Source organism: Amycolatopsis sp. NPDC043889, from assembly GCF_056435645.1.
Map to the genome: position 1 here is coordinate 1 of NZ_JBWKEC010000045.1, position 26,001 is coordinate 26,001.

The window sequence follows — 26,001 nt, forward strand, 5'->3', positions numbered from 1 at the left end:
GCTTCATCGTTCGACTTGCATGTGTTAAGCACGCCGCCAGCGTTCGTCCTGAGCCAGGATCAAACTCTCCAACAATGTCAAATTTGATCGAGGCATAAAAGTAATGCTCTCAAAGGAACCCCAAACGAGGTTCAAAAAACATAAGCTCTACTGGCTTAGTTCACTAGCACACTGTTGAGTTCTCAAGCAACACGCTTTGTTTCAAAGCGATATTCACAAGCTTTTGGTCGAGCATGCCGAAACCTACGCTGTTAGCCGTAGGGGGTCGGCGGCCGCTCGTGGGCCGACGCTGAACATTACCTGGTCCGGTTCGCGGTGTCAACCCGCTCGGCCCTGGCGCCTGGCCTCGGGGCTTTCGGCCCCGGTGGCCCGGTGTTCCTGGCGACGAAGAGAAGATTACATGCCCCGGAACCCCCTGAAAACAGGGGGGTCACTTAACGACATCGCCGCAGGTCAGCCGGTATGAACCCCCGTCATCCGACGGTCTTCAGGTAGTGGGGCGGCTTGCGGGCGGGCGCGACGCGTTCGAAGTCGGCTGCGTAGGCGAGCACTCGGGCGTCCGTCCACTGCCCCGCCATGAACGAGACACCGACCGGGAGCTCGCCGACGAATCCGGCGGGCACCGTCACCGCGGGGTAGCCCGAGACCGCGGCCGGCGTCGATGACGGGATCACGTCGTTGTCGCCGGTCTTGCAGTCGGTCTTCCAGGCGGGCGGGTTCGTGGGCGCGGCGATCGCGTCGAGGCGGTGCTTGGCGAGGGTCTCGTCGATCGAGCGTTTCGCCAGATCGGTGAGCTCGCGGCGCATGGCCTGGTAGCCGGGATCGGACGGGCCGGGTGCGGCGAGCGCCTGTTCGAAGAGTTCCTGCCCTGCGAAGCACGTCTGCTCCAGCGGGTCGGAGCGGTTGTAGTCGATGAGCGCGGCGAGGTCGCGCGGGCCTTCGGGGCGCGTGGCCAGATAGCGATCGATGTCCCGGTGGAACTCGGTGAGCAGCGCCGGGAACTCCAGTTCACCGAGCCTGGCCTGGTACGGCGGCGTCACCTCGACGACTTCGGCACCGGCCTTGACCAGCGAATTCCTGGTCATCGTCATGACGGCGTCGACATCCGGGCCGAGGACGGGCAGGCGCCAGAGACCGATCCGGGAACCCTTCAGCACGCCGGGCCGGAGGTGCGCGGCGTAGTCGGCCGGCTGATTCGGCGGGTACGCGCCGGTGGCCGGGTCGCTCGGGTCACGGCCCTGCAGAGCGGACAGGGTGAGCGCGACGTCGACGACGTGCCTGGCCATCGGGCCGGCGGTGTCCTGTTCGGCCGAGATCGGCACCACGCCGGTGCGGCTGACCAGGCCGAGGCTCGGTTTGTGGCCCACCGTCGCGGTCATCCCGGCCGGGCAGACGATCGAGCCGTCGGTCTCACTGCCGATGGCGACCTGGGCGAGTGACGCGGCGACACCCGCGGCGGATCCGGCGGACGACCCACACGGGTTGCGGTCGAGCACATACGGGTTGTTCGTCTGCCCGCCGACGCCCGACCACCCGGAAGTCGGTTTGGCGGCGCGGAAGTTCGCCCACTCGGACAAGTTCGCCTTGCCGAGGACGACCGCGCCCGCGTCACGCAGACGGCGGATCAGGGTCGCGTCCTTCGCGGGCTTGCCGCGCAGCGCGCGCGACCCCGCCGTCGTCTGCATGGAGCGGGTGTCGACGTTGTCCTTCACCAAGACGGGGATGCCGTCCAGCGGTCCGCGGGTCTTGCCGGCGCGACGCCGGACGTCGCTCTCCGCGGCTTGCGCGACCGCGGCCGGATTGACCGCGATGACCGCGTTCACCTTCCGGTCGAGCTTGTGGATGCGATCGAGATAAGCCGAGGTCAGACCGACCGCGGTCAGCCGTCCGGAGGACATCCGGGCCTGGAGCGCGGGAATGTCGGCGACGTCGAGATCGAGCGGTTTTCCGGCGGCGGAGGCCGCTGGTGCGGCACCTGCCGCGATGGTCGCGGCGACCAACGTCGTCAGAACTCCGAACACCGGCCGCCGCACCATCAGGTCTCCTTCGTCTAGAGAACCGGAAGCAGGGTCCGCAGCTCGTACGGGGTCACCGCGCTGCGGTAGTTATCCCATTCAACACGTTTGTTACGAAGGAAGAAGTCGTAAACGTGCTCTCCGAGTGCTTCGGGCAGAAGTTCCGATTTTTCCATCTCCGCCAGCGCCTCCCCGAGGTTCTGCGGGAGCTGGGCATACCCGGCCGCGCGGCGCTCGGCGTCCGACAGCTGCCAGATGTTGTCCTCGGCGGGGGGCGGGAGCTCGTACCCCTTCTCGATGCCCTTGAGACCGGCGGCCAGGATGACCGAGTACGCCAGATAGGGGTTGCACGCGGAGTCGAGCGTGCGGATCTCCACGCGGCGTGACGACGCCTTGCCCGGCGAGTACATCGGCACCCTGACCAGCGCGGAGCGGTTGGCACGGCCCCACGAAACGGTCGTCGGGGCCTCGCTGCCACTGATCAGCCGCTTGTAGGAGTTCACCCACTGGTTGGTGACCGCGGAGATCTCCTTCGCGTGGTGCAACAGTCCCGCCACGAAAGCTTTACCGGTCGCCGACAACTCGTACGGGTCTTCGGCGTCGTAGAAGGCGTTGCGGTCACCCTCGAACAGGCTCACGTGGGTGTGCATCCCGGAACCCGGCTGGTCGGTGAACGGCTTCGGCATGAAAGTCGCGCGGACGCCCTGCGTGAGCGCGACCTCCTTGACGACGTAGCGGAAGGTCATCACGTTGTCGGCCATGGTCAGCGCGTCGGCGTACCGGAGGTCGATCTCCTGCTGACCGGGCGCCCCCTCGTGGTGGCTGAACTCGACCGAGATCCCCATCGCCTCGAGCGTCTCGATGGCGTGGCGGCGGAAGTGCGTCGCCGTGGCGTGGCTGGCCTGGTCGAAGTAGCCGCCGTTGTCCGCGGGCTCGGGCTCGCTCCCGTCGTCCGGCAGGCTGGCGAGCAGGAAGAACTCGATCTCGGGGTGGACGTAGCAGGTGAAACCCGCTTCGCCCGCCTTCGAGAGCTGCCTGCGCAGGACGTGCCGGGGATCTGCCCAGGACGGGGAGCCGTCCGGCATCGCGATGTCGCAGAACATGCGCGCCGAGTACGGGCCGCCGTCCGGGGTCTCCCACGGGAGGACCTGGAACGTGGCCGGGTCGGGCTTCGCGACCATGTCGGACTCGTAGACCCGGGCGAATCCTTCGATGGCCGATCCGTCGAAGCCGATCCCCTCGCTGAAGGCGCCCTCGAGTTCGGCGGGCGCCACCGCGACGGACTTGAGAAACCCCAGCACATCCGTGAACCAGAGCCTGACGAAACGGATGTCGCGCTCTTCCAAGGTACGGAGCACGAACTCCTGCTGGCGATCCATGGCCGCACCCTAACGAGAACGTGTTAACGACATGTTTCGCGACGCGCCGATCGACCGGAAGTGGTGGATCACCCCACGAGCACCGGTTCGGGTTTGGCCGCCTTGGTGATCGCCAGCGAAGCGACCGAAGCGATCACGGCGAGGCTCGCCGCGATGTACCACGCGAGCGCGTAGCTGCCCGATGAATCGCGGATCGCGCCCGCGCCGAAGGCCGCGAGACCGGCCCCGAGCTGGTGGCTGGCGAAGACCCAGCCGAAGACGATCGGCCCGGCGGCGCCGTATTGCCGGACACAGAGCGCGACCGTGGGCGGAACCGTCGCCACCCAGTCGAGGCCGTAGAAGATGATGAACGCCCACATGCTCGGTTCCACCGTTCCGCTCAGCAGTTGCGGGAGCAGGGCGAGCGAAACGCCGCGAAGGGCGTAGTAGACGCCGAGGAGGATCCGCGGATCGACGCGGTCGGTGAGCCAGCCGGAGGCGATCGTGCCGACGACGTCGAAGATCCCGACGAGGGCGAGCAGTCCGGCGGCAGTCGTCTGCGGCATGCCGTGGTCGTGCGCAGCAGGCACGAAGTGGGTGCTGACCAGGCCGTTCGTCGTTGCGCCGCAGATCGCGAAGCCGACGGCGAGCAGCCAGAACGTCCTCGTGCGCGCCGCCGATCCGAGTACCGACAGCGCGCGGCGAACGGAACCGCCCGTGCGGGCGACAGGAGCGGCTTCGCCAGGCTGCGCGCCATAAGCGGTCGTTCCGACGTCGGACGGGTGATCGCGAACCACCAGGAGAACGACGGGCACGACGGCCAGTGCGGCGATGGCGATGACGAGCGATGCCGTCCGCCAGCCCTCGTCGACGGCGAGGTTCGCCACGATCGGGAGGAAGATCAGCTGGCCGGTGGCGCCTGCCGCGGTGAGGACCCCGGTGACGACGCCGCGACTGCGGACGAACCAGCGGGCGGCGACCGTCGCGGCGAAACTCATCGCCATCGAGCCGGTGCCTACGCCGACCAGGACGCCCCAGCAGAGGATGAGCTGCCAGCTCGCGTTCATGAACACCGTGCCGCCCGCGCCGATCGCGACGACGAACAACGCCGTCGAGGCGACACGTCGCATGCCGAAGCGCTCCATGAGAGCTGCGGCGAAGGGTGAGAAGAGGCCGTAGAGGACGAGGTTCACGGAGACGGCCGACGCGATCGTCGCGCGCGACCAGCCGAACTCGTTGTGAAGCGGGTCGATGAGCACGCCGGGAGCCGCGCGGAAACCGGCGGCGGCGAGCAGGGCGATGAATGCGGCGGCGGCGACGAACCACGCGCGGTGGAGCCGGGTCTCGGATTGCACGGGTACAGCGTCATGGGCGGCGGCGCCCGGCGAAACCGGCCGGAAGGACACTGTGCGAAAGATTCGGGCCAAGCCATAGGCTTTGCTCATGCGCTGCCGTCACCTCGTGCCGGCGCTGCTGCTCACGATCGGGCTCATCGGCGGCTGCGCGGGGTCTCCCCCGCTGCCGCCTGCCCAGGACTACGTGAGCGCGGCGGCCGAGTCCCTCGTCTCGTTGCGCAGCGTGCGGTTCACTCTCGGGGTGAACGGCGTCGTCACCGGCCTGCCGGTGCGCGGGCTCGACGGCGACGTCAGCCTGGATGGTGGCGCGGTCGGTAATGCCGATCTGCAGGACGACTTCGAACGAGTGAAGGTCAAGTACCGGCTGTCGGGCTCGGAGATCACCCTCAGCGGGCCTCGCGGGGAGCGCGTGATTCCGGCTTCGGAGCCGTACACGCCTGAAGCGATGCTCGGGCCTGAAGGCGGGCTTCGACGGCTGCTGACCGGGGCGACCGAGCTGCGGGGTGAGCGGCGGGAGCGGGTGCAGGACACCGAGTCGTTCCGGATCGCGGCGAAGGTGCCGGCAGCGGTGATCGGCGGGATCGTGCCGGAGATCAAGTCGGACGTGTTCGTGAAGCTGTGGATTTCGCAGGACGAGCCGCGGCGGCTGGTGCGGGTGTGGCTGCAGGTGCCGCCGACGAGGCCGGAGGAGTTCGCGGTGATGCTGGAACTGGCGTTGACCAGGCATAACGCGGTGGTCGTCGGGGCAGGGCGGTAGCAAAGGTCCCTTGCTCCCCCGCTAGGAGCAGCGGGTGTCCGGAGCGGGTAGTGCGCCGTCGATCAGGTAGGCGATGCCGGCCTTGTCGACGCACTCGTTCCCGTCGAGGAACACGGTGTGCTGCGCTCCCTCGAACGTGAGCAATGCTCCCTTGAGGTCCCGCGCGAGGTTCACCCCGGACGCGTACGGGGTCGCGGGGTCGTCCGTGGTCGAGATGACCAAGGGCTTCGGCAAGCCGTCGACGTCCGGCTTGTGCACCTCCGAAGTGGCGGGCACGGGCCACACAGAACAGATGTCGAGCTCGCTCATGTCCGGGGTGCCGCCGGCGAGGAACGGCGCGCCATGGAGCATCCGCTGGTGGGCGCCTTCGATGACACGCCTGTCGGCGATCCGCGTGCTGTCGACGCAGCGGACCGCGAAATACACGTCGAGGATGCCGGTGTACCGGCCGTCCGTCTCGCGGCCGTAGTAGTTGTCCGCGAGCGCGACCAGGGTTTTGCCGCTCCCCCGTTTCAGCTCGGCGAGCCCGTCGTTGAGGAACTTCCACGCGTCCTGCGAGTACAGCGCGGCACTGGTCCCGGTGATGGCGTCCTCGAACGACAGCTTGCGGGACCCCGCGGGCACCGGTTCGGTGATCAGAGGCCGCACCAGGTCCTGGAACGCCTTCGTCACCGCGCCCGCGTCCCGGCCGAGCGCGCACTCCGCGCGAGCGGCGCACCACTTGCCGAATTCGGCGAACGTGTTCTGGAAGCCGGCCATCTGCGTGACCAGCGACTCGGCGGTGTCGAGTTCGGGGTCGACCGCGCCGTCGAGGAGCAGCGCCCGAACCTTGTCCGGATAGGCCTCGGCGTAGGCGGTCCCGATCTGCGTTCCGTAGGAAAAGCCCAGGTAGCTGAGCTTCTCGTCGCCGAGGGCCGAACGCAGGACGTCGAGATCGCGGACGACGTCCCTGGTCCCGATATTGGCGAGCAGCTCTTTGCCGTGCTTCGTGCGCTCGGCGCACTTCGCGGCGTACGTCTTGGCGTCGGAGAGTTGCTTCGCGATCCCGCTGGGTGTCGAGTCGCTTTCCGAATCCTCCGCACGGTCCGCGTCGCGTTCGGCATCGGTGAGGCAGACGAGTTTCGGTTCGCTGGTCCCCACCCCACGCGGATCGAAGCCGACGATGTCGAAACGTTCGGCCAGCGCCGCCGCGGGCCGGGACTTCGCGATCCGCGCCGCGGCCGAGACGCCTGAGCCACCGGGGCCACCCGGGTTGAGCACGAGCGAGCCGATCCGCCGGCCGGTGTTCTTCGTCTTGTGCCGGAGGACGCCGATCGAGATCGTCTCGCGGTCCGGCTTCAGGTAGTCGAGCGGCACGGTGAGCTTCGCGCAGTCGAACGCCTTGTCTGTGAAGGACGCGCACGCTTCCCACGCGAGCTTCTGCTCGGCGAACTTCTCGAGCGCCTTCGGGTCCGGAGTGGGTGACGCCGTGGTGGTCGGGGACGCCGGCGGCGCCGACTGTGGCTGCTGTGTCGTGCACGAGGCGACGAGCACGGCAGCAACGAGCACGGCCGGGACGCGGCGAAGGCTCATCTCGCGATCTTCGCAGCGTCCCGGCCGCTCAGGGGCCTTAGCGCCGAACTCGTTACTTGGCGGCGCAGCGCGTGCCCTCGTCCGGCAGGGCGCCGTTCACCAGGTAATCGATGCCGATCTGGTCGACGCACGACACGCCCTGGAGGAACACGGTGTGCTGGTTGCCCTCGAACGTGAGCAAAGCTCCCTTGATCGCTTTCGCCAGGTTGACGCCCGCCTGGTAGGGGGTCGCGGGGTCGTTCGTCGTCGAGATGACCAGCGTCTTCGGCAGCCCTTCGACGTTCGGCTGGTGCGGCTCGGACGTGTTCGGCACCGGCCAGAAGGCGCAGGCGTCACGCGCGGAACCGTCCGGCTTGCCGTCGTCGAGGAACGGCGCCGCCTCCGCGTACCGCTTCTGCGCGTCGAGGATCTTCGCCGGATCGGTGACCCGCGGGTCGTCGACGCAGCGAATCGCGACGAACGCGTCCTGCGTCGTCCCGTAGCGGCCGTCGGCGCCGCGTTCGTTGTAGAGATCGGCCAGTTTCTCCAGGCCGTCGCCGCGCTGGCGCTTCAGGTCGTTGAGCGCGGTGTTCAGCGGTTCCCAGAGATCTTCCTGGTAGAGGGCCTGTATCACGCCTGTCGTCGCGTCCTCGTACGACAGTTTTCGGCCATCGCTGACCGGCACCGGGAAATCGATCAGCGGGCGCACCAGATCCTGGAACGCCTTCGTCACGCCGGCGGCGTCGCGCCCGAGGGCACAGTCCTCACGCGCGGCGCACCAGTTCGAGAACTCCCCGAACGCCTTGCCGAAGCCCTGCCCCTGCGCGACCAGCGACTCCACCGCGTCCTGCTCCGGGTCGACGGCTCCGTCGAGCACCAAGGCGCGTACGTTCGCCGGGAACGCCTCGGCGTAGGCGGACCCGATCCGCGTCCCGTAGGAGTAGCCGAGGTAACTCAGCTTCGGCTCGCCGAGGACCGAGCGCAGGATGTCCATGTCCTTGACGACGTCACGCGTGCCCAGGTTCGCGAGCATCGCGGCGCCGTGTTCGGTCCGCTCGGCGCACTTCGCCGCGAAATCCTGGGACTCGGTCTCCTGCTTTTTCACTCCCTCGGGTGAGCCGTCGGTCTCGCTGTCGTCCGCGCGGTCCGCGTCGCGTTCGGCGTCGGTCAGGCAGCGGACCTGCGGCTGGCTCGCGCCGATGCCGCGCGGGTCGAAACCGACCACGTCGAAGCGTTTGCCCAGCTCGTTCGTCGCCGTCCGGGAGGCGAGACCGGCCGCGGCCTGCATCCCGGAGGCGCCGGGTCCGCCCGGGTTGACCACGAGCGCCCCAATCCTTTCGTCGGTATCCAGCGCCTTCCGGCGCAGCAGGCCGAGCGTGATCGAGTCGCCTTCGGGCTTCGCGTAGTCGAGCGGGACGGTGAGCCGGGCGCACTGTGCGTCCTTCACTCGAAACGCCGCTTTCGCGTCATCAGATGTCGCGTAGGGTGCACAGTCGGCCCAGGTCAGGCTCTGTCCGTAGAACTTCTCGAGTCCGGCGGGCACCGGTCCGGTCGGAGCGTGCGACTCGGTGGCCGGAGGCGGCGGCTGGGTTCTACCCTCTCCCGACGAGCACGCGACGACGGTGACGGCAAACAGGCCGGACAGCGTGATCGCGGCGAATCGACGGGCACGGGACCTGGCGCTGACATGAGTGGACACGGTTGGATCGTGCCATCGGCCGTGGAACTCGGCCGCACCACCACTGCGTTGGTGGTACGGGTGCGGACGGCAGTAGAACAGACGGGAGCACAGGGGTGGCAGCACTGATCAGCCGGGTGGGCAAGAAGCTGCGCCGGATCATCCAGCGGCCGGGCAGCGTCGAGCTGACCCGCTACGAAGCGCTGCTGCCGGCCATCGAGAAGCTCGAGCCCGAGTTGGAGAAGCTTTCCGACGAGGAGCTGACAGAGCGGGCCGGCAAGCTTCGGGACGCGGCTTCCTTCGGCAACGACCAGCTGATCGAGGTCTGCGCGCTCGGTCGCGAGGCCGCGCGGCGGGCGCTCGGCGAGCGTGCCTTCGACGTCCAGCTGCTGGGCACGATGGGCCTGCTCAGCGGGCATATCGTGCAGATGGAGACCGGTGAGGGCAAGACGCTGGCGGGCGCGCTGGCGGGCGCCGGGTACGCCCTGCGAGGGAAGCACGTCCACGTCGTCACGGTGAACGACTACCTCGCCCGCCGCGACGCGGAGTGGATGGGCCCGATCTACGACTTGCTCGGTGTCTCCGTCGGCTGGGTCGAGCCCACGCACTCCCGCGACGAGCGCCGCGAGGCGTACGCGAAGGAGGTCACGTACGGCGCCGTCAGCGAGATCGGCTTCGACGTGCTGCGCGACCGGCTGGTGACCCGCGAGGAGGACCTGGTCCAGCGCGAGCCGGAAGTCGCGATCGTCGACGAGGCGGACTCCGTGCTGGTCGACGAGGCCCGCGTGCCGCTGGTGATGGCGGGGTCGATCGACCACACCGACGCCGACGAAGAGGTCGCGAACATCGTCCGGCGGCTGCGGCTCGGGCTGCACTACGAGACCGACGCCGACGGCCGCAACGCCTGGCTGACCAAGGCGGGCGCTTCGGTGGTCGAGAAGGCCCTCGGCGACGACATCAACCTCTACGACGAGACGGGTTCGGACAGGCTGCCCGCGGTGAACGTGGCGCTGCACGCGCACGCGCTGCTCACCCGCGACGTCGACTACCTCGTGCGCGACGGGAAGGTGCAGCTCATCAACGCCGCGCGCGGCCGCGTCGCCGAACTGCAGCGCTGGCCGGACGGCCTCCAGGCCGCCGTCGAGGCGAAAGAGCAGGTCAAGGCGACCGACCGCGGCGAGATCCTCGACTCGATCACCGTGCAGGCCCTGCTCGCGCGGTACCCGGAGGTCGCGGGGATGACCGGTACCGCGGTCGCGGTCGCCGAGCAGCTGCGCGAGTTCTACAAGCTCGAGGTCGCGGTCATCCCGCCGAACACGCCGAACATCCGTGAGGACCAGGAGGACCGGATCTTCGGATCGCCGTCGCAGAAGCTGCGCGCGATCGAAGAGGAGATCCGGCGGGTGCACGAGACCGGGCGGCCGATCCTCGTCGGCACCCAGGACGTCGCCGAATCCGAAGAGCTGGCCGAGAAGCTGGCGAAGGTCGACCTCGAATGCGTCGTGCTCAACGCGCGAAACGACGCCGAGGAAGCCGCGATCATCGCCGACGCCGGCAAGAAGGGCGCGGTCACCGTCTCAACGCAGATGGCGGGCCGGGGTACCGACATCCGGCTGGGCGGCAAGGACGGCGAAGGCCGCGACGAGGTCGTCGAGCTGGGCGGCCTGCACGTGATCGGCACCGCGCGCTACCCGTCGAGCAGGCTGGACGGCCAGCTGCGCGGCCGGTCCGGGCGACAGGGCGACCCGGGCAGCGCGGTGTTCTTCGCCAGTCTGAACGACGAGCTCGTGCTGTCGAACGCGCCGGACATCCCCGAGGGCATCAGCTCAGACGTGGGCAGCGGCGAGATCGTCGACCCGGCGGCGCTGCGGCAGATCAACCACGCGCAGCGTGTCGCCGAGGGCGTCGACCTGGAGATCCACCGGAACACGTGGCGCTACACGCGGCTGATCGAGCGGCAGCGCGGCGAGCTGCTGGAGCACCGGGACAAGGTGCTGCGGACAGCGCACGCCGCGGAGGTGCTGGAGAAGGCGCACCCGGAGAAGTTCAAGGAGCTTTCGGAGGCCGTCGACGACGAGGCCCGCGTCGAGCAGCTGTGCCGTGAGGTGCTGCTGTTCCACATCGACCAGCTGTGGTCCGACCACCTGGCGTTCCTGACCGACGTGCGAGAGAGCATCCACCTGCGGGCGCTGGCGCGGGAGACGCCGATCGACGAGTTCCACCGCGCGGCGATCCCCGAGTTCCACAAGATCATCCCGGAGGCGGCCGAGCGGGCGGCGAAGACGCTCGAGGAAGCCGAGATCACCGAGAACGGGATCGACCTCGGCGACGCGGGCGTGCGGCGGGCGAACACGACGTGGACCTACCTGGTGCACGACAACCCGTTCGACTCCGACTTCGAGCAGACCATCAAGAAGGTGCGGAGCATGATCAAGCGCAAGTAGCGCGCGGGGAGCGGGGGACCTTTGCTGTCACTCTCTTTTGGAGAGCGACAGCAAAGGTCCCCCGCTCTCTTTCCGCACCGGCCGGACCCAGGTGGGCGATTCGGCACATCCGGTCGTCCCCGCGGACGCCAGTGGGTGAGAATGTCGGCATGCCGCAACTGCGCATCGCACTGGCCCAGGTCAACACCACCGTCGGGGACCTCGAAGGCAACGCCGAGCTCACCGTCGAGTGGACTCGCAAAGCCGCCGAAGCAGGCGCCCACGTCGTCGTCTTCCCGGAGATGTCCCTCACCGGCTACCCCGTCGAGGACCTCTCCCTCCGCCCGACCTTCGCCTCCGCATCGAAGCAGATGGTCGAAGCGCTCGCCAAGCGGCTCGAAGACGCCGGATGCGGCGAGGTCCTCACCTACATCGGGTACCTCGATCTGGACGAGGCCGGCCCGCGTGACGCGGCGGCCGCGCTGTACCGCGGCGAAGTGGTCGCCCGCCAGTTCAAGCACCACCTGCCCAACTACGGCGTCTTCGACGAGCACCGCTGGTTCAAGCCGGGCCACGACCTCGAGGTCGTCCGCTTCCACGGCGTCGACGTCGGCATGGTGATCTGCGAGGACGTCTGGCAGGACGGCGGCCCGATCTCCGCACTCGGCAAGGCCGGAGTGGACCTCGTGGTCGCTCCCAACGCTTCGCCCTACGAGCGGGCGAAGGACGACATCCGCCTGCCGCTGATCGCGCGCCGCGCGGCCGAGGCCGGGGCGCCGCTGGTGTACACGAACCAGGTCGGCGGCCAGGACGACCTCGTCTTCGACGGCGACTCGATCGTGGTCGGCGCGGACGGACGACTGCTGGCTCGCGCTCCGCAGTTCGTCGAGCACTTGCTCGTCGTCGACACGGACCTCGTCGCCGGCGGGCACACCGCCGAAGGCGAGTTCGAAGGCCTGCGGGTGAAGCGCCGAGTGCTCAGCGAGGAGCCGGTTCCGGCGTACACCCCGCGCACCGAGTCCGCGATCAGCGAGCCGCTGTCGGACGAAGCCGAGGTGTGGCACGCGTTGGTCGTCGGCCTGCGCGACTACGTGCACAAGAACGGCTTCTCGTCGGTGACGTTCGGCTTCTCGGGTGGCATCGACTCCGCGGTCGTGGCGGCGCTGGCCGCCGACGCGCTGGGCGGCGACAACGTCTATGGCGTTTCGATGCCTTCGGAGTACTCCTCGGAGCACTCGAAGGGCGACGCCGAAGACCTCGCCCGCCGGATCGGCGCGCACTATCGCGTCGAGCCGATCGCGGACATGGTCAAGGTCTACGTGGAGCAGCTTCAGCTGACCGGCCTCGCCGAGGAGAACATCCAGGCCCGCGTTCGCGGCATGTTGCTGATGGCCCTGTCCAACCAGGACGGTCACCTGGTACTCGCCACCGGCAACAAGACCGAGCTCGCCGTCGGCTACTCGACGATCTACGGCGACGCCGTCGGAGCCTTCGCGCCGATCAAGGACCTGTTCAAGACGCACGTCTGGCACCTGGCCAAGTGGCGCAACGCCGAAGCCGAAAAGAACGGCGAAACCCCGCCGATCCCGGAGAACTCGATCACCAAACCGCCGTCGGCCGAGCTGCGGCCCGGTCAGCTGGACAGCGACTCGCTGCCCGACTACCTGATGCTCGACGACATCCTCGACGACTACATCGAGGGCGACCGCGGCTATGTCGACCTGGTCGACGCGGGCTTCGAGCCGGAGACCATCGACCGTGTGGTGCGGATGGTCGACAAGGCCGAATACAAGCGCCGCCAGTACCCGCCGGGCACCAAGATCACCTTCAAGGCGTTCGGGCGGGACCGGCGGCTGCCGATGACCAACGGCTGGCGAGAGGGCACCGTCGTGACCCCCTCAGTTCAGCGCGACCTGCTTCCCCGCTGAGTTCGTCAGCACGGCCACCAGGCCGGGCTTCTTGTCACGCCGGACGAGCATGTCCATCCCGAGCGCGCGGACCGCGGATTCGACCGCGGCGGGCTCGGGGTGGACGCCGGTGACCATGAGCAGCGGGATCGACGGGAGTCCCCGCGTCGTCGGATGCGGGGTGCTCCCCCAGTCGATGAGGAAGGGCGCGAGCCCATCGAGACCGCCTGCGCCGGTGAGACGCCAGGTCAGCAGTTCGCCGTCGTCGGTGGTCCGCGACATCTCGGACGCTTCGCCCGGGTCGTAACCGCGTCGGCGTGCTTCCGCGATCGCCTCGTCGATGCCGTCCGCACGCGCGGCCCAGGTGATCAGGGCGGGAGCGGTCAGCTCGTTGATGCCGAACGGACGCGGCCCGATGTGCTCGGGTTGATCCGGGTCGGGGCCGACCACCTCGAGGTAGGCACCGGCGCCCAGGTCGGCCAGGTAGTTGGCCGTACCGAACCCGACATGCTTTCCGCCGCGTACCGGCGTGACACCGGTCAGCTCGGCGACGCGCGCGACGGCCTCTTCGAGATCCGGCCCGGCGTAGACGAGGTGGTCAAGCACGAGGTCGCTCATGTGCATACTCCTACCGCAGCCACGGCTTCGGCGGCACCGCGGCATGGCCGTCGATCCGAAACTGTCGTACCGCTCTCGTACCCTGGACATATGACGGCACCGGGCTACTCCGTGTTCGGCACCGCGATCGGCCACTGCGGCATCGCGTGGAGCGAACGCGGGGTCGTCGCGGTCCAGCTCCCCGAGGGCAGTGAAGAGAAGACGAGGGCGCGACTGACCGCGCGCCTTCCCGAGGCGACCGAATCCACACCGCCGGGCGAGATCCAGCGCGCGATCGACGGGATCGTCTCGTTGATGGACGGCAAGCGCACGGACCTCGCCGGCGTCGGCCTCGACTACGAAGGAGTACCGGACTTCCACCACCGGGTCTACGAATTCATCCGCACCATCCCCGCGGGCAAGACGCTGACCTACGGCGACATCGCGAACATCCTCGGTATGCCCGGCGGCGCGCAGGCCGTGGGGCAGGCCATGGGCCGGAACCCGTTCCCGATCATCGTGCCGTGCCACCGCGTGCTCGCCGCGGGTGGCAAGGACGGCGGCTTCTCCGCGCGCGGAGGGGTCGCCACCAAGCGCCGGATGCTGGTCATCGAAGGCGCTTTGGCGGACGAACCGACGTTGTTCTAGCTGTTTTGAGCCGGTGACCAGGGCTTGAGCCAGGGCGTTTCCGGCCAGCCTTCCGCGGCGGCCATCAGCGGGATCGCCGTCGCGCCGTCGATGTGCTCGCGGATGATGTCGGCGTGCCCGGCGTGGCGCGCGGTCTCTTCGATGAGGTGGAGCAGCACCCAGCGGACCGACCACGCGTCGACATCCTGCGGGTACCAGGGCACGCCCTTCGGCACCGGGACCGGCTGGCCGAGGTCGGCGATGCCGGCGATGACGTCCGAAGTGCGGCGAGCGACCTCGTCGTAGCGCGCGAGGACGCTTTCGACCGTCTCTTCCGTCGTCATCACGTACCCGGCTTCGTACTCCTTCATCGCTTCGTCCATCGACTTCGAGGGCTTCTGGAGAAGGATGTCGATCCAGCCGTCTTCCGTGAAAGCGGTGTGCTTGATCAGGCCGCCGACGCTCAGTGAGCTTCTGGTCGGGACGGCTCTGGCCTGTTCTTCGGTGAGGCCGTGCGCCGCGATCCGCAGAACGTGGCGCTGCTGCTCAAGGTAGGCGAGGAGACCTTCGCGTTCGTCGGCGACCGGGGGAACGTTTCCAGCCATGGCGGCTCCTTCCGTTGGGAAGGGGATCATGACATCCGGCACCGGCTTCTTGCGGCGATTCGGCCCGGAAGAGAGCAAGGGACCTCTGCTACCACTTCTCTCGACGTTGAGAGAAGTGGTAGCAAAGGTCCCTTGCTCCCCCGCTACCCCTGCGGCCGGACGAACGGGAACAGCACCGTCTGCCTGATCGACGCCCCGGTCAGCATCATCAGCAGCCGGTCGACGCCGATGCCGAGCCCGCCGGTCGGCGGCATGCCGTGTTCGAGCGCGAGCAGGAAGTCCTCGTCCAGCTCCATCGCCTCGACGTCCCCGCTCGCCGCGCGCAGCGACTGGGCCTCCAGCCGCCGCCGCTGTTCGAGCGGGTCGGTCAGCTCTGTGTAGGCCGTGCCGACCTCGGAGCCGAACGCGATCAGGTCCCAGCGCTCGGCCAGCCGCGGGTCCACGCGATGTTGCCGGGTCAGCGGCGAGACGTCGGTCGGGTAGTCGGTGTAGAACGTCGGCAGCACGGTCGCGCCTTCGACCAGGTGCTCGTGGGCCTTCAGCACGAGGTCGCCGTGCCCGGCCTCCTCGTTCACCGGCACTCCCGCCGCGCGGCAGAACCGCTGCAGTTCGGCGACCGAGGTGCTCGCGTCGATCTTCTCTCCCAGCGCCGCCGAGACGGCTTCGTGCACCGGGATCACCGGCCAGTCACCGGAGATGTCGTACTCGACGACCGTCCCGTCCGGCCCCGGACGGCGAACGACCTGCGCGCCGTACGCGGCTTCCGCGGCGCACTGCACTAGTTCCCGCGTCAGCGTCCGCATCGTGTTGTAGTCGGCGTACGCCTGGTACGCCTCCAGCATGGTGAATTCGGGGTTGTGCGTCGCGTCGACGCCTTCGTTGCGGAAGTTCCGGTTCAGTTCGAAAACGCGCTCGACGCCGGCCACGCACAGCCGCTTCAGGTACAGCTCGGGCGCGATCCGCAGGTACATCCGCATGTCGTAGGCGTTGATATGCGTGATGAACGGGCGGGCGTTGGCGCCGCCGTGGACCGTCTGCAGCATCGGCGTCTCGACTTCGAGGTAATCGCCCTGGTGCAGCCTTTCCCGCACGGCACGCACCACGGTCGAGCGCATTCGCAGCATCGCCGTCGAATCCGGGTTCACCGCGAGGTCCAGGTAACGCTGCCGCACCCGCGTCTCGGGGTCGGTGAGGCCCTTTCGCTTGTCCGGCAACGGATGCAGGCTCTTCGCTGTGACGGTCCATTCGTCGACGAGCACGGAAAGCTCACCGCGCCGCGACGTCACGACCTGCCCGCTCACACCGACGTGGTCGCCGAGGTCGACACCTCGCCGCCAGCCCCCGGGATCGAGCACGGAAGCATCGAGCATCAGCTGGATCTCACCGCTGAAATCCTTGACCCGGGCGAAACACAGCCCGCCGAGATTACGCATCGCGAGCACCCGGCCCGCGACCCGGACCCGATGACCGGTTTGGGTGTCCGGGCTCAGATCACCGAACTTCGAGACGACGTCGCCGAGCAGGTCCTCCCGGGCGAAACCGACCGGATAGGGGTCGATCCCGGCTTCCCGCAAGCGATCCAGCTTCGCCATCCGCACCCGGACCTGGTCGGGGCGTCGCACCTGTTTCGGCGCGGGAGTGGCGGCGTTCGCTTCGATGTTGTGGACCTCGGCGACGAATTCGTCGGTGACGGTCTCCAGTTTCAGCGCTCGCCCCGACCGTCCTGTCGGGACGAATCCTTCGAGCGCGCCTGCGACGATGCCGACCCTCGGCAGCCGTCGAGCCGAGGAATAGCACAGGAAACGCGGCTCCCAGTCGGGACCGTACTTGGCGTTGGACCGGTAGAGCGATTCCAACTGGAAGAAGCGCGACGCCATGCTGAGGACACCGCGCCATGCGCGCAGCACCGGGCCCGCGCCGATCCGCTCACCCTCGGAGAAGACCGCGCGGAACATCGCGAAGTTCAGCGAAATCCGTTGTGCGCCAAGGTGTGAGCTCGCCGCGACGACCTCCGCGACCATGAATTCGTTGAGGCCGTTTTCGGCGTCGCGGTCGCGTCGCATCAGGTCGAGGGACAGGCCGCGACGGCCCCACGGCACGAACGACAGCATGCCACGAAGTTCGCCCTTGGCGTCGTACGCCTCCACCATCACGCTGCGACCATCGCTCGGATCGCCGAGCCTGCCGAGCGCCATCGAGAACCCGCGCTCGGTTTCCGCCCCGCGCCACTGCTGCGCGTGCAGCAGGAGCTTGGCCATTTCCTCGGCCGGGATTTCGCTGTGCCGCCGGACTTTCGTGGTGTATCCCGCCCGTTCGATCCGTTTGACCGCTTGGCGGACCGAGCGTCGTTCCGGCCCGGCGAGGCTGAAGTCACGGACGTCGAGGACGGCTTCGTCACCGATTTCCAGCGCACGCAGGCCCGCGTCCGCGTAGACCTTCGCACCGCGTTCACTCGCGCCGAGCACGCCGGGAGTCCAGCCGTAGGTGCGCGCTTCGTTCAGCCAGGCGCGGACGGCGTCGGGCCAGGCGTCGGGGTCGCCGATGGGGTCCGCGCTCGCGACGCTGGTGCCCGCGAGCACGCGGTAGGCCACGGCGGCACGGCCGTTGAGCGAGAAGACGACGCTCTTCTCGCGCCTGGTGGCGAAATAACCCAAAGAGTCGTCTTCGCCGTGTTCGGCAAGAAGGCGACGTACGCGCAGTTCTTCCTCGTCTGTCCTCAAGCGACGACTACGTACACCGCGGAAGAGCGTGTACAACGCGGCCGTCGCGACGGCTGTCGCGCTGAGATCGAGCACGAGGTCGAGCCAGGCCGGTCCTTCACCGATACCGACCCGGCGGAGCTGGATGTTCTCACCGGTCGTGTGGTTGACGACCCAGGCGAAGCGCGCCCAGGTGTCGGCGAGACGACCGGGAAAGGCTTCGCTCAAGCCCCAGCCGACGAGAATGACCGCGGCCAGGCCACCGAACAGGACGGTGAGTCCGTCGCGCCACGCGCCGGGCGCGAGCCGGGCCGGGAACGCCGGACGCAGAATCCAGAGGAACGCGATCATGCCGAGGGAGATCAGGTCGGCGATGGCCAGCACCCACACCTGGTGCGGGATGTGCCGAACCTGCCACGGACCGAGTTTCAGCAGCTCAGGCCACCACAGCAGCGCGGCCTGGAACGCCAGCGTCACCGCCAGTCCACCGACCTGGAACAGCAGCAGTGTGTAAAGCGCGGCGCGTTTGCGGCGGCGGAGCGCGGCGCCGAGGACGACGAGCAGCAGGACGATCACGAGGCTCGCGTTCGTCGGGATGCTCAAGGCCGAGAAGGCGATGTCACCCGTCCTGAGCACCGGCCCCTTCACACCGCCGGCGAGCAGGAGGATCACCGAGAACACGGCCGCGAGTTGCACGAGAGTGGCGACGATCCCGCCCGCCCTCGCCTTCCACGGCGTGACTCGGCCCACTGGGTTTGCCATTCTGGTCCTTCGCGGTACACACAGGAGATCGACAGCTGTACTTACTTGACGTCACACAACCCCGTGTGGTTGTCAACGATCATCATCCTCTGGTCTGAATTTCCTCATTCGCGGGTGTGACGGCGCTGTGTGAAGCTGGTCGCAGGGCCTTGGGACGGTCAAATCGGCATGTCACGCTTGGCCTGTTCAGCTCCACGACCCGGGGACCTCTTCGAGGCCTCGAGGGAAGGACGGTCGACAAGGATGTCTGCCACCGAAAAGGATTCCGGCGAGCTCGCGGCTCCGTACGGGACCGGCGCGGCACCCCAGGCCACATCTGGGAAGAAGGTCCGTGTACATCACCTTCGTGACATGAAAGAGCGCGGCGAAACCTGGCCGATGCTCACCGCCTACGACATGTACACCGCCGCACTGTTCGACGAAGTGGGCATTCCCGTGCTGCTCGTCGGGGATTCAGCGGCGAACAACGTCTTCGGCTACGACACTTCGCTTCCGGTGACCGTGGACGAACTGCTCCCGTTGGTCCGGGCGGTGACCCGATCGGTGAAGCGGGCGCTGGTCGTGGCTGATCTGCCGTTCGGCTCGTATCAGCTCTCACCGCAGCAGGCACTGGAAACCTCGGTGCGGTTCATGAAGGAAGGCCGCGCGCACGCGGTGAAACTCGAAGGCGGACGGAAATTCGCTCCGCATGTCGAGGCACTGACTTCGGCCGGTGTCCCGGTGATGGGACATATCGGATTCACTCCGCAGAGTGAACACAATCTGGGCGGCTATCGAGTCCAGGGACGCGGCGAAGCGGCCGAAGCGCTGCTCGCCGACGCAGTCGCCCTGGAGGAAGCCGGCGCCTTCGCGGTCGTCATGGAGATGGTGCCCGCCGAAGCGGCGAAGCGGATCACACACGAACTGAAGATCCCGACCGTCGGCATCGGCGCCGGGCCGGACTGCGACGCGCAGGTGCTCGTCTGGCAGGACATGGCCGGGCTTCGACGCGGCAAGACCCCTCGCTTCGTGAAGAAGTATGCCGACCTCGCCGGCGTGCTGACGGGAGCCGCGTCGGCGTTCGCGGAGGACGTCCGGCGAGGCGAGTTCCCGGCTCCGGAGCACTCATTCCACGACTAACACGCCTCTGAACTGCAGAAAGAGATCAAGGGACCTTTGCTATCACTTCTCTCAACGTTGAGGAAGGCGATAGCAGAGGTCCCTTGCTCTCCTCGCGGCTGGCTGTGTGGGTTTCTGGTCATCTAACGCCCCAAAATCCACACAGTCAGTCAGCGCCACTACGCGGAGTACAGGGCGTGTGGAAACAGGGACGCTCAACGTCCCTATTTCCACACACCCCGTCCGCCGGAAGGCGGTAGCAAAGGTCCCTTGCTCTTTTTTCGGGTGGGCCACGCAGGCCGACCCTCCTTTAGTTGTTCACATACATGAACTTGAATCATGTCCTTGACGCACGTTCGTAAAGAGGCTTAACGTCTAGCCCGTCGCCGCCACGACCGAGCTTCGATACCTCGACGAGGAGGACCACGGATGCGTGTTCGTGAGCGGGTTCTGGCCATTGCGACCGGTGCCGCCCTGCTGTCGACGCTGGCGGCGTACCCGGCACAGGCCGCGACGGTCCGCGTAGGGACTTCGGAGCAATTGACGGCGGCGCTCGCTTCGGTCACTCCGGGTACCGTCATCGAACTCGCGGCAGACACGACCTTCACGGGCAACTTCAAGGCGGCGAAGAGCGGCACGTCCAGCAGCCGTATCACCCTGAAGGGGCCGCGAAGCGCGGTCATCAAGGCCTCGGCCGGGCGCACGCTGGAGCTGACGGGCAGCTACTGGAACCTGACCGGCTTCACCCTCACCGGTGGCCAGAAGGGCCTGATGGCGACAGGCGTCAAGAACACCGTCGTCGACGGCATCAAGGTCACCGGCGTCGGCCACGAGGGTATCCATTTCCAGTACACGAGCACCGACAACGTCGTGAAGAACTCAGAGGTGACCGACACCGGCCGCGAGTACGCGGGCTACGGCGAAGGCATCTACTTCGGTTCCGCGAAGGGCAACTGGCCCGGCGGCACGCCCGACCGGAGCGACCGCAACAAGGCGTTGAACAACAAGATCGGCCCGAACGTGCGGGCCGAGTCGATCGACATCAAGGAAGGCACCACCGGCGGCGAACTGCGCGGCAACGTCTTCGACGGGACCGGGCAGAGCGGCGAGCACTTCGCCGACAGCTGGGTGGACATGAAGGGCAACAATTACGTGATCGCGGACAACCGGGGCAGCAAGGTCTTCGTGCACGACGCGACCTACGGCGGCTTCGAGGTCCATGTCCAGCTCGACGGCTGGGGCCGCGGCAACACCTTCTCCGGCAACACCGCGGACGTGCAGTCCTCCTACGCGTACGGCTTCTATCTCGTGAAGGCGGCGACCGGGAACAAGGTCTGCGCGAGCAACAAGGTGACCGGTGCCGGGAAGGGATTCGCGAACGTGGCCGCCACGGCGGGCTGCTGACGCGACCGAAGACCGGGGGCCCGCTCAGCCCGGCGGCGGGGGCGGGCCCCCACCCTTCGCACACTCGCCGATTCGGGCAGAGTGTCCTTATGGAAGACCTGTACCCGCCGATCCATGTGCGCGCCGAGGGCATGCTCGACGTCGGCGACGGGCACCGGATCTACTGCCAGGAAGCCGGGAACCCGGACGGCAAACCCGTGGTCGTCCTGCACGGAGGCCCTGGTAGCGGCACCTCCCCGATGGCCCGGCGGCATTTCGACCCCGAGGCCTACCGGATCATCCTGTTCGACCAGCGCGGCGCCGGCCGTAGCACCCCGCACATCGGCACGCCGGACGTCGACCTGTCGGTCAACACCCTCTGGCACCTCGTCTCGGACATGGAAAAGCTGCGCGAACGGCTGAATCTCGACCAGTGGCAGCTCTTCGGCGGCTCGTGGGGCGTGACCCTCGCCCTCGCCTACGCCGAAACCCACCCGAGCCGCGTCAGCGAGATCATCCTGCGCGGCGTCTTCACCGTCCGCCGCAGTGAACTCGACTGGATCTACAACGGCGGCGCCGCGAATCTCTTCCCCCGCGAGTGGGAAGCGTTCCTCGCCCCGATCTCCGAAGACCGCCGCGACGACCCGCTGTCTGCGTACCGCGAGCTCGTCTATCACCACGATCGGGCGATCCGGGAACGCGCCGCCATCGCGTGGAGCGCCTGGGAAGGCGCGATCGTCTGCCTGCGCCCGGATCCGGCCTTCCGCAATCAGTACGCGTCGCCGGAGTTCGCGGTCACGTTCGCCCGGCTGGCCCTGCACTACTTCTGCCATGGGGCGTGGCTTGAGGAAGGACAGCTGATCCGGGAAGCCGGGAAGCTTGCCGGGATTCCGGGTGTGATCGTGCAGGGGCGTTACGACGCGGTGTGTCCTCCAGTGACGGCTTACGAGCTACACCGGGCTTGGCCGGACTCGAAGCTGGAACTGGTGGAGGCGGCCGGGCACGCGGTGACGGATCCGGGGATGCTGGCGGCGCTCCGGGCCGCGACGGATTCCTTTCGCTAAGCGACTACAACCGGCCGCCCGAAGCCGTGTCGCCGGACAGCCGTTGCGCCAGATACACCGGCACGGTCGAGGCCAGGATCAGCACCGCCGCCACGACGTTGACGATCGGCGCCTGGTTCGGCCGGAACAGGTTGTTCAGGATCCAGATCGGCAGCGTCTCCAGCCCGGTCCCGAGAGTGAACGTCGTGACGATGATCTCGTCGAAGGACAGGGCGAACGCCAGCAGGCCGCCGGCCAGCAGGGCCGAACGCAGCATCGGGAAGGTCACCAGCCGGAACGTCGTGAGCCCGTCGGCGCCGAGGTCCATCGACGCCTCTTCGAGGTTGCCGCCCATCCGCCGCAGGCGGGCGACGACGTTGTTGAACACCACCACGATGCAGAACGTCGCGTGCGCGACGATCGCGGTGAACAGGCCGAGATCGATGCCGAGAATGGTGCGGAAGGCGTTGTTCAGCGCGATACCGGTGACGATACCGGGCAGCGCGATCGGCAGGATGATCAGCAGCGACACCTGGTTACGGCCGAAGAAGCGGTACTTCTGCAGCGCGAAGGCCGCCATCGTGCCGAGTACCAAGGCGATCGCGGTCGCGGCGAGTCCTGCTTGGACACTCGTGCCGAGCGCGTTCAGCGCGCCTTCGTTCTCCGCGGCCCGGCCCCACCATTCGAGGGTGAAACTGGACGGCGGCCAGCCGAAGGTGGTGTCGGCGTTGAACGAATTGAGCAGGACCACCAGCAGCGGGAAGTAGATCACCGCCAGGCCGAGCACCAGCGCCGCGAGCAGCAGGTATTTGGTCGTCCGGGAAAGCCGCATCGCGCGCTCCTACAGGTTGTCCAGCGCGCCCGTGCGGCGCACGGCGGCGAGGTAGGCGAGCATGATCACCACGGGTACGGTCGCGACGGTCGCCGCGAACGGCAGGTTGTTGGCCGCGCCGATGTTGTCGTAGACGACGTTGCCGAGCATCTGCGACGTGCCGCCGACGATCTTCACCGCGATGTAGTCGCCCAGCGACAACGAGAACGTGAAGATCGAGCCGGCGACGACGGCCGGGAAGGTCACCGGCAGCACCACCGAGCGGAACGTCCTGAACGGCCGGGCGCCGAGGTCGCCCGAGGCGTCCACCAGCGAGTTCGGCAGCCGTTCCAGGCCCGCGTAAATCGGCAGGATCATGTACGGCAGCCAGAGATACGACAGGGTGATCACGGTCGCGAGAACGCCGTAACCGGGGGTGTCGAGGCCGAACGGGTTCAGCAGCCAGTGCAGGACCCCGTTGCCGGACAACATGGTCCGCCACGCGTAGGCCTTCACCAGGTAGCTCGCCCACAGCGGGGTCATGACGGCGATCACCAGGAGCCGCCGCGCCCTCGGCGAGGCGAATTTGGCCATGTAGAACGCCATCGGGAAGGCGATGATCGCGGTGACCACCGTGACGAGCGCGGCGATCCCGACCGTCCGGAAAGTGATCGTGCGGTACACCGCGTCACTGAAGAGAGTGACGAAGTTGTTCAGCGACCACTCGGTCACGACCTGGCCGGTGAAGACGTCGGTACTCCAGAACGCGGTCACGAACAACGCGGCCAGTGCGCCGAGGTAGGCGAGGCCGAGCCACAGCATCGGCGCGGAGAGCAGAATTCCCAGTCGCAGCCTGGGTTTGCGGTACAGGAAGGCGGAGGCTTTCCGCCTCGGCGAATCGAGGGTGGTCGTCATCTTTTTCCACCTAGGAATGGGACCGGGAGCGGCCGGCGTGGGGGGCCCACCGGCCGCTCCCGGGGTTCGGGAGGTCAGCCCTTGATTTCGGTCCAGGCGCGGGTCCACTCGCCGTAGTCCTTGCACTTGATGTCGGTGCGGCCGTCGAGGCACTGCGCGATCGGCGTCGTCCAGTACTGGATCTTCGAGGCGTACGCGGCGTCACCGGCGTGGAAGGTCTCGCAGTGCGCCTTGTTCTTGGTTTCGGCACACGCCTTCGGGTTCGAGGGCGATTCACCGAAGTACTCGGCGACCTGAGCGTTCGCCTTCGGGCTGACGATGTGGTTCAGCCACTTGTAGGAGCAAGTCTTGTGCGGCGACTTCGCGCCCACCATCCAGGTGTCCGACCAGCCGGTCGCGCCTTCGGACGGCAGCACGGACTCGACCGGCGCACCCTCGCTCTTGGTCAGGTTCACCGTCACCTGCCAGGCGGTGCCGACGACGGCGTCGCCGCTCTTGAGCGCCTGGCTTTCCTTCAGGTAGTCCGACCAGTACTCCGCCACCATCGGCCGCTGCTGCTTGAGCAGGTCGACCGCGGCCTGGAACTGCTTGTCGTCCAAGGCGTACGGGTTCTTGATGCCGAGTTCGGGTTTGTGCGTCTGCAGGTACAGCGCGGCGTCGGCGATGTAGATCGGCGAGTCGTAGGCGGTGATCTTGCCCTTGTACGGGCTGTTCGCGTCGAACATGACGGACCACGATGTCGGCGCCGGGGTCACCTTGTCGGTGCGCCAGGTGAGCAGGTTCGCGCCCCAGCCGTGCGGCACGCCGTAGGAGACGTTGTTGACGCTGTTCCACGGGCGATTCTTGAGGAAGTCGAAGACGTCTGCGTAGTTCGGCACGAGCGCGGTGTTCACCGGTTCGACGTCTCCGGACGCGATGAGCCGCAGCGAAGCGTCACCGGAGGCGGAGATGACGTCGTATTGTCCGGTCTTCATCAGGCTCACGGCCTCGTCGGAGGTGCCGAACGCCTTGACGTTGACCTTGCAGCCGGTCTCCTTCTCGAAGCCGGTGACCCAGTCGACGGCCGGGTCGTTGGAACCGTTCTCCGCATAGCCGGGCCAGGCCAGCACGTTGACCTGGCCTTCCGGCTGGCCGAGCTGCGCGAGCGCGTCGAGCTTCGGCGGGATGAAGCCCTGTCCGCCGGGCGCGGCGGCGGTCGAACTGGATCCGGAGGTTCCGCAGGCGGCCACGAGCAGGCCGGCGCCGAGCAGGCCGGCGAGCGCGAGTTTCCTGTTCTTCATTGAACAACCTTTCGGTACAGGGGGAGAACTAACCGGCTTCGGGGACGCGGAAGCTGTGTTCGTGCGGCCAGCTCAGGCGGACCCGGCCGCCTTCGAAGTCCGCGGGTTCGGCGGTGTTCTGCCGGACCACGGAGAGCTGGCCTCCGGCGTCGAGCGTGACCTCGTAGCGCACGGTCGCGCCGGCGTAGACGGTGTCGGTGACGGTGCCGGTGGCGCTGGTCTCGCCGACCTCGGCGGATTTCGAGAGATCGGCGTCGATGCGGATCTTCTCGGGGCGGATGCTGAACACACCGGGTTTGCCGACGATGTTCTCGGCGCCGCCGCCGCTGAGCAGGTTCGAGGTGCCGACGAAGCCGGCGACGAACGCGGACGCAGGCCGTTCGTAGACCTCGACCGGTGAGCCGACCTGTTCGATGCGGCCGGCGTTGAACACCGCGATGCGGTCGCTCATCGTCAACGCCTCGTCCTGGTCGTGGGTGACGAAGATGAAGGTGATGCCGACGTCGCGCTGGATCTGTTTCAGCTCGGTCTGCATGGTGTGGCGCAGTTTCAGGTCGAGGGCGCCGAGTGGTTCGTCGAGCAGGAGCACCTTCGGCCGGTTGACCAGTGCCCTGGCGAGCGCGACGCGCTGACGCTGGCCGCCGGAGAGCTGGTCGGGTTTGCGCTCGCCGAACTCGCCGAGACGGACGGTCTCGAGAGCCTCCTTCGCGCGCTGACGTCGCTCCGCGCGGGGGACGCGCTTCACCCGGAGGCCGTACTCGACGTTCTGCTGCACGGTCATGTGCGGGAAGAGCGCGTAGTCCTGGAAGACGGTGTTGACGTCACGGTCGAAGGGCGCGAGACGGCTGACGTCGCGGCCGTGCAGTTCGATCGTGCCCGCGGTCGGGAGCTCGAAGCCGGCGATCATGCGGAGCACGGTCGTCTTGCCTGAGCCGGACGGGCCGAGCATCGAGAAGAACTCGCCGGGCGAGATGTCGAGGTCGACGCCGTCGACCGCGTGGACCTGGCCGAACTCCTTGCGCAGCCCGCGCAGCCGGATGGCCGGAATCGCGCCTCCACCTGCGGAAGTGATAGCAAAGGTCCCTTGCTCCCCCTTGGCGGAGGTGGGCGCTTGATGAGGCATGGCGTGCCTTTCGG

At 67.8% G+C, this 26,001-nt stretch carries 19 protein-coding genes and 1 rRNA gene; 7 read left to right on the forward strand and 13 right to left on the reverse strand.

What is annotated here, in order from left to right; genetic code table 11:
- From AC0685_RS40530 to AC0685_RS40545, 4 genes are all read right to left on the reverse strand, one after another.
- Window positions 1–75, reverse strand: a 16S ribosomal RNA gene (locus tag AC0685_RS40530); the annotation flags it as partial.
- Between the two features lie 398 nt (window positions 76–473).
- On the reverse strand, window positions 474–2,036 hold the full coding sequence (locus AC0685_RS40535) for an amidase (RefSeq protein ID WP_478230350.1): 1,563 nt from the start codon (window positions 2,034–2,036) through the stop codon (window positions 474–476).
- 14 nt (window positions 2,037–2,050) lie between these two features.
- The gene (gene glnA / locus AC0685_RS40540; protein ID WP_340684322.1) at window positions 2,051–3,394 is read right to left on the reverse strand and encodes a type I glutamate--ammonia ligase; all 1,344 of its coding nucleotides are present in this window, start codon (window positions 3,392–3,394) and stop codon (window positions 2,051–2,053) included.
- A gap of 68 nt (window positions 3,395–3,462) precedes the next feature.
- Entirely contained in the window at window positions 3,463–4,728 is a 1,266-nt protein-coding gene (locus AC0685_RS40545) for an MFS transporter (protein ID WP_478230351.1), read from the reverse strand.
- Between the two features lie 88 nt (window positions 4,729–4,816).
- Between AC0685_RS40545 and AC0685_RS40550 the strand changes: the two genes are divergently transcribed.
- On the forward strand, window positions 4,817–5,485 hold the full coding sequence (locus tag AC0685_RS40550) for an LppX_LprAFG lipoprotein (RefSeq protein ID WP_478230352.1): 669 nt from the start codon (window positions 4,817–4,819) through the stop codon (window positions 5,483–5,485).
- 21 nt (window positions 5,486–5,506) lie between these two features.
- Here AC0685_RS40550 and AC0685_RS40555 read toward each other — a convergent pair whose 3' ends face one another.
- Window positions 5,507–7,057 (reverse strand): alpha/beta hydrolase, encoded by a 1,551-nt coding sequence (locus tag AC0685_RS40555; protein ID WP_478230353.1) that lies wholly within the window; start codon window positions 7,055–7,057, stop codon window positions 5,507–5,509.
- A 52-nt stretch (window positions 7,058–7,109) separates the two neighbouring features.
- The gene (locus AC0685_RS40560; protein WP_478230354.1) at window positions 7,110–8,735 is read right to left on the reverse strand and encodes an alpha/beta hydrolase; all 1,626 of its coding nucleotides are present in this window, start codon (window positions 8,733–8,735) and stop codon (window positions 7,110–7,112) included.
- Between the two features lie 95 nt (window positions 8,736–8,830).
- On the opposite strand from AC0685_RS40560, the gene secA2 reads away from it, so the two are divergent.
- On the forward strand, window positions 8,831–11,158 hold the full coding sequence (gene secA2 / locus AC0685_RS40565) for an accessory Sec system translocase SecA2 (protein WP_478230355.1): 2,328 nt from the start codon (window positions 8,831–8,833) through the stop codon (window positions 11,156–11,158).
- 149 nt (window positions 11,159–11,307) lie between these two features.
- Entirely contained in the window at window positions 11,308–13,065 is a 1,758-nt protein-coding gene (locus AC0685_RS40570; RefSeq protein WP_478230356.1) for an NAD+ synthase, read from the forward strand.
- Here AC0685_RS40570 and AC0685_RS40575 read toward each other — a convergent pair.
- Window positions 13,036–13,662 carry a VOC family protein gene (locus tag AC0685_RS40575; RefSeq protein ID WP_478230357.1) on the reverse strand — a complete coding sequence of 209 codons (627 nt, stop codon included), beginning with the start codon at window positions 13,660–13,662 and terminating at the stop codon, window positions 13,036–13,038. The two genes, AC0685_RS40570 and AC0685_RS40575, sit on opposite strands and share 30 nt — an antisense overlap.
- A gap of 90 nt (window positions 13,663–13,752) precedes the next feature.
- Between AC0685_RS40575 and AC0685_RS40580 the strand changes: the two genes are divergently transcribed.
- Window positions 13,753–14,289, forward strand: coding sequence for a methylated-DNA--[protein]-cysteine S-methyltransferase (locus tag AC0685_RS40580; RefSeq protein WP_478230358.1), 537 nt, complete (start codon window positions 13,753–13,755; stop codon window positions 14,287–14,289).
- Here AC0685_RS40580 and AC0685_RS40585 read toward each other — a convergent pair.
- Together AC0685_RS40585 and lysX are read right to left on the reverse strand one after the other, a co-directional pair.
- Window positions 14,286–14,873 carry a DinB family protein gene (locus tag AC0685_RS40585; protein ID WP_478230359.1) on the reverse strand — a complete coding sequence of 196 codons (588 nt, stop codon included), beginning with the start codon at window positions 14,871–14,873 and terminating at the stop codon, window positions 14,286–14,288. The two genes, AC0685_RS40580 and AC0685_RS40585, sit on opposite strands and share 4 nt — an antisense overlap.
- A 143-nt stretch (window positions 14,874–15,016) precedes the next feature.
- Window positions 15,017–18,334 carry a bifunctional lysylphosphatidylglycerol synthetase/lysine--tRNA ligase LysX gene (gene lysX / locus AC0685_RS40590; RefSeq protein ID WP_478230360.1) on the reverse strand — a complete coding sequence of 1,106 codons (3,318 nt, stop codon included), beginning with the start codon at window positions 18,332–18,334 and terminating at the stop codon, window positions 15,017–15,019.
- Between the two features lie 243 nt (window positions 18,335–18,577).
- Here lysX and panB point away from each other — a divergent pair, with 243 nt between their 5' ends.
- From panB to pip, 3 genes are all read left to right on the forward strand, one after another.
- Window positions 18,578–19,453: a 3-methyl-2-oxobutanoate hydroxymethyltransferase gene (gene panB / locus AC0685_RS40595; RefSeq protein ID WP_478230361.1), complete on the forward strand. Its 876-nt coding sequence runs from the start codon at window positions 18,578–18,580 to the stop codon at window positions 19,451–19,453.
- A 408-nt stretch (window positions 19,454–19,861) separates the two neighbouring features.
- A complete protein-coding gene (locus tag AC0685_RS40600; protein ID WP_478230362.1) occupies window positions 19,862–20,836 on the forward strand; it encodes a right-handed parallel beta-helix repeat-containing protein in 975 nt (324 codons plus the stop codon).
- 89 nt (window positions 20,837–20,925) lie between these two features.
- A complete protein-coding gene (gene pip, locus AC0685_RS40605) occupies window positions 20,926–21,879 on the forward strand; it encodes a prolyl aminopeptidase (RefSeq protein ID WP_478230363.1) in 954 nt (317 codons plus the stop codon).
- A 4-nt stretch (window positions 21,880–21,883) separates the two neighbouring features.
- On the opposite strand, the gene AC0685_RS40610 is transcribed toward pip, so the two are convergent.
- The 4 genes from AC0685_RS40610 to AC0685_RS40625 all read right to left on the reverse strand — a co-directional run bounded on the left by AC0685_RS40610 (window position 21,884) and on the right by AC0685_RS40625 (window position 25,987).
- Entirely contained in the window at window positions 21,884–22,690 is an 807-nt protein-coding gene (locus AC0685_RS40610) for an ABC transporter permease (RefSeq protein ID WP_478230364.1), read from the reverse strand.
- Window positions 22,691–22,699: 9 nt separating this feature from the next.
- Complete coding sequence (locus tag AC0685_RS40615; protein WP_478230365.1) at window positions 22,700–23,584, reverse strand: ABC transporter permease; 885 nt, start codon at window positions 23,582–23,584, stop codon at window positions 22,700–22,702.
- Between the two features lie 74 nt (window positions 23,585–23,658).
- Window positions 23,659–24,864 (reverse strand): ABC transporter substrate-binding protein, encoded by a 1,206-nt coding sequence (locus AC0685_RS40620; RefSeq protein ID WP_478230366.1) that lies wholly within the window; start codon window positions 24,862–24,864, stop codon window positions 23,659–23,661.
- Between the two features lie 28 nt (window positions 24,865–24,892).
- Entirely contained in the window at window positions 24,893–25,987 is a 1,095-nt protein-coding gene (locus AC0685_RS40625) for an ABC transporter ATP-binding protein (protein ID WP_478230379.1), read from the reverse strand.
- Window positions 25,988–26,001: the final 14 nt, after the last annotated feature.

Coding starts and splice junctions, on each gene's coding strand:
- glnA (WP_340684322.1), bottom strand. CDS start 3,394: ATGGATCGCCAGCAGGAGTTCGTGCTCCGTACCTTGGAAGAGCGCGAC.
- AC0685_RS40575 (WP_478230357.1), bottom strand. CDS start 13,662: ATGAGCGACCTCGTGCTTGACCACCTCGTCTACGCCGGGCCGGATCTC.
- pip (WP_478230363.1), top strand. CDS start 20,926: ATGGAAGACCTGTACCCGCCGATCCATGTGCGCGCCGAGGGCATGCTC.
- AC0685_RS40620 (WP_478230366.1), bottom strand. CDS start 24,864: ATGAAGAACAGGAAACTCGCGCTCGCCGGCCTGCTCGGCGCCGGCCTG.
- AC0685_RS40555 (WP_478230353.1), bottom strand. CDS start 7,057: ATGAGCCTTCGCCGCGTCCCGGCCGTGCTCGTTGCTGCCGTGCTCGTC.
- AC0685_RS40535 (WP_478230350.1), bottom strand. CDS start 2,036: ATGGTGCGGCGGCCGGTGTTCGGAGTTCTGACGACGTTGGTCGCCGCG.
- AC0685_RS40600 (WP_478230362.1), top strand. CDS start 19,862: ATGCGTGTTCGTGAGCGGGTTCTGGCCATTGCGACCGGTGCCGCCCTG.
- AC0685_RS40625 (WP_478230379.1), bottom strand. CDS start 25,987: ATGCCTCATCAAGCGCCCACCTCCGCCAAGGGGGAGCAAGGGACCTTT.
- panB (WP_478230361.1), top strand. CDS start 18,578: ATGTCTGCCACCGAAAAGGATTCCGGCGAGCTCGCGGCTCCGTACGGG.
- lysX (WP_478230360.1), bottom strand. CDS start 18,334: ATGGCAAACCCAGTGGGCCGAGTCACGCCGTGGAAGGCGAGGGCGGGC.
- AC0685_RS40615 (WP_478230365.1), bottom strand. CDS start 23,584: ATGACGACCACCCTCGATTCGCCGAGGCGGAAAGCCTCCGCCTTCCTG.
- AC0685_RS40585 (WP_478230359.1), bottom strand. CDS start 14,873: ATGGCTGGAAACGTTCCCCCGGTCGCCGACGAACGCGAAGGTCTCCTC.
- AC0685_RS40580 (WP_478230358.1), top strand. CDS start 13,753: ATGACGGCACCGGGCTACTCCGTGTTCGGCACCGCGATCGGCCACTGC.
- AC0685_RS40550 (WP_478230352.1), top strand. CDS start 4,817: ATGCGCTGCCGTCACCTCGTGCCGGCGCTGCTGCTCACGATCGGGCTC.
- AC0685_RS40610 (WP_478230364.1), bottom strand. CDS start 22,690: ATGCGGCTTTCCCGGACGACCAAATACCTGCTGCTCGCGGCGCTGGTG.
- AC0685_RS40570 (WP_478230356.1), top strand. CDS start 11,308: ATGCCGCAACTGCGCATCGCACTGGCCCAGGTCAACACCACCGTCGGG.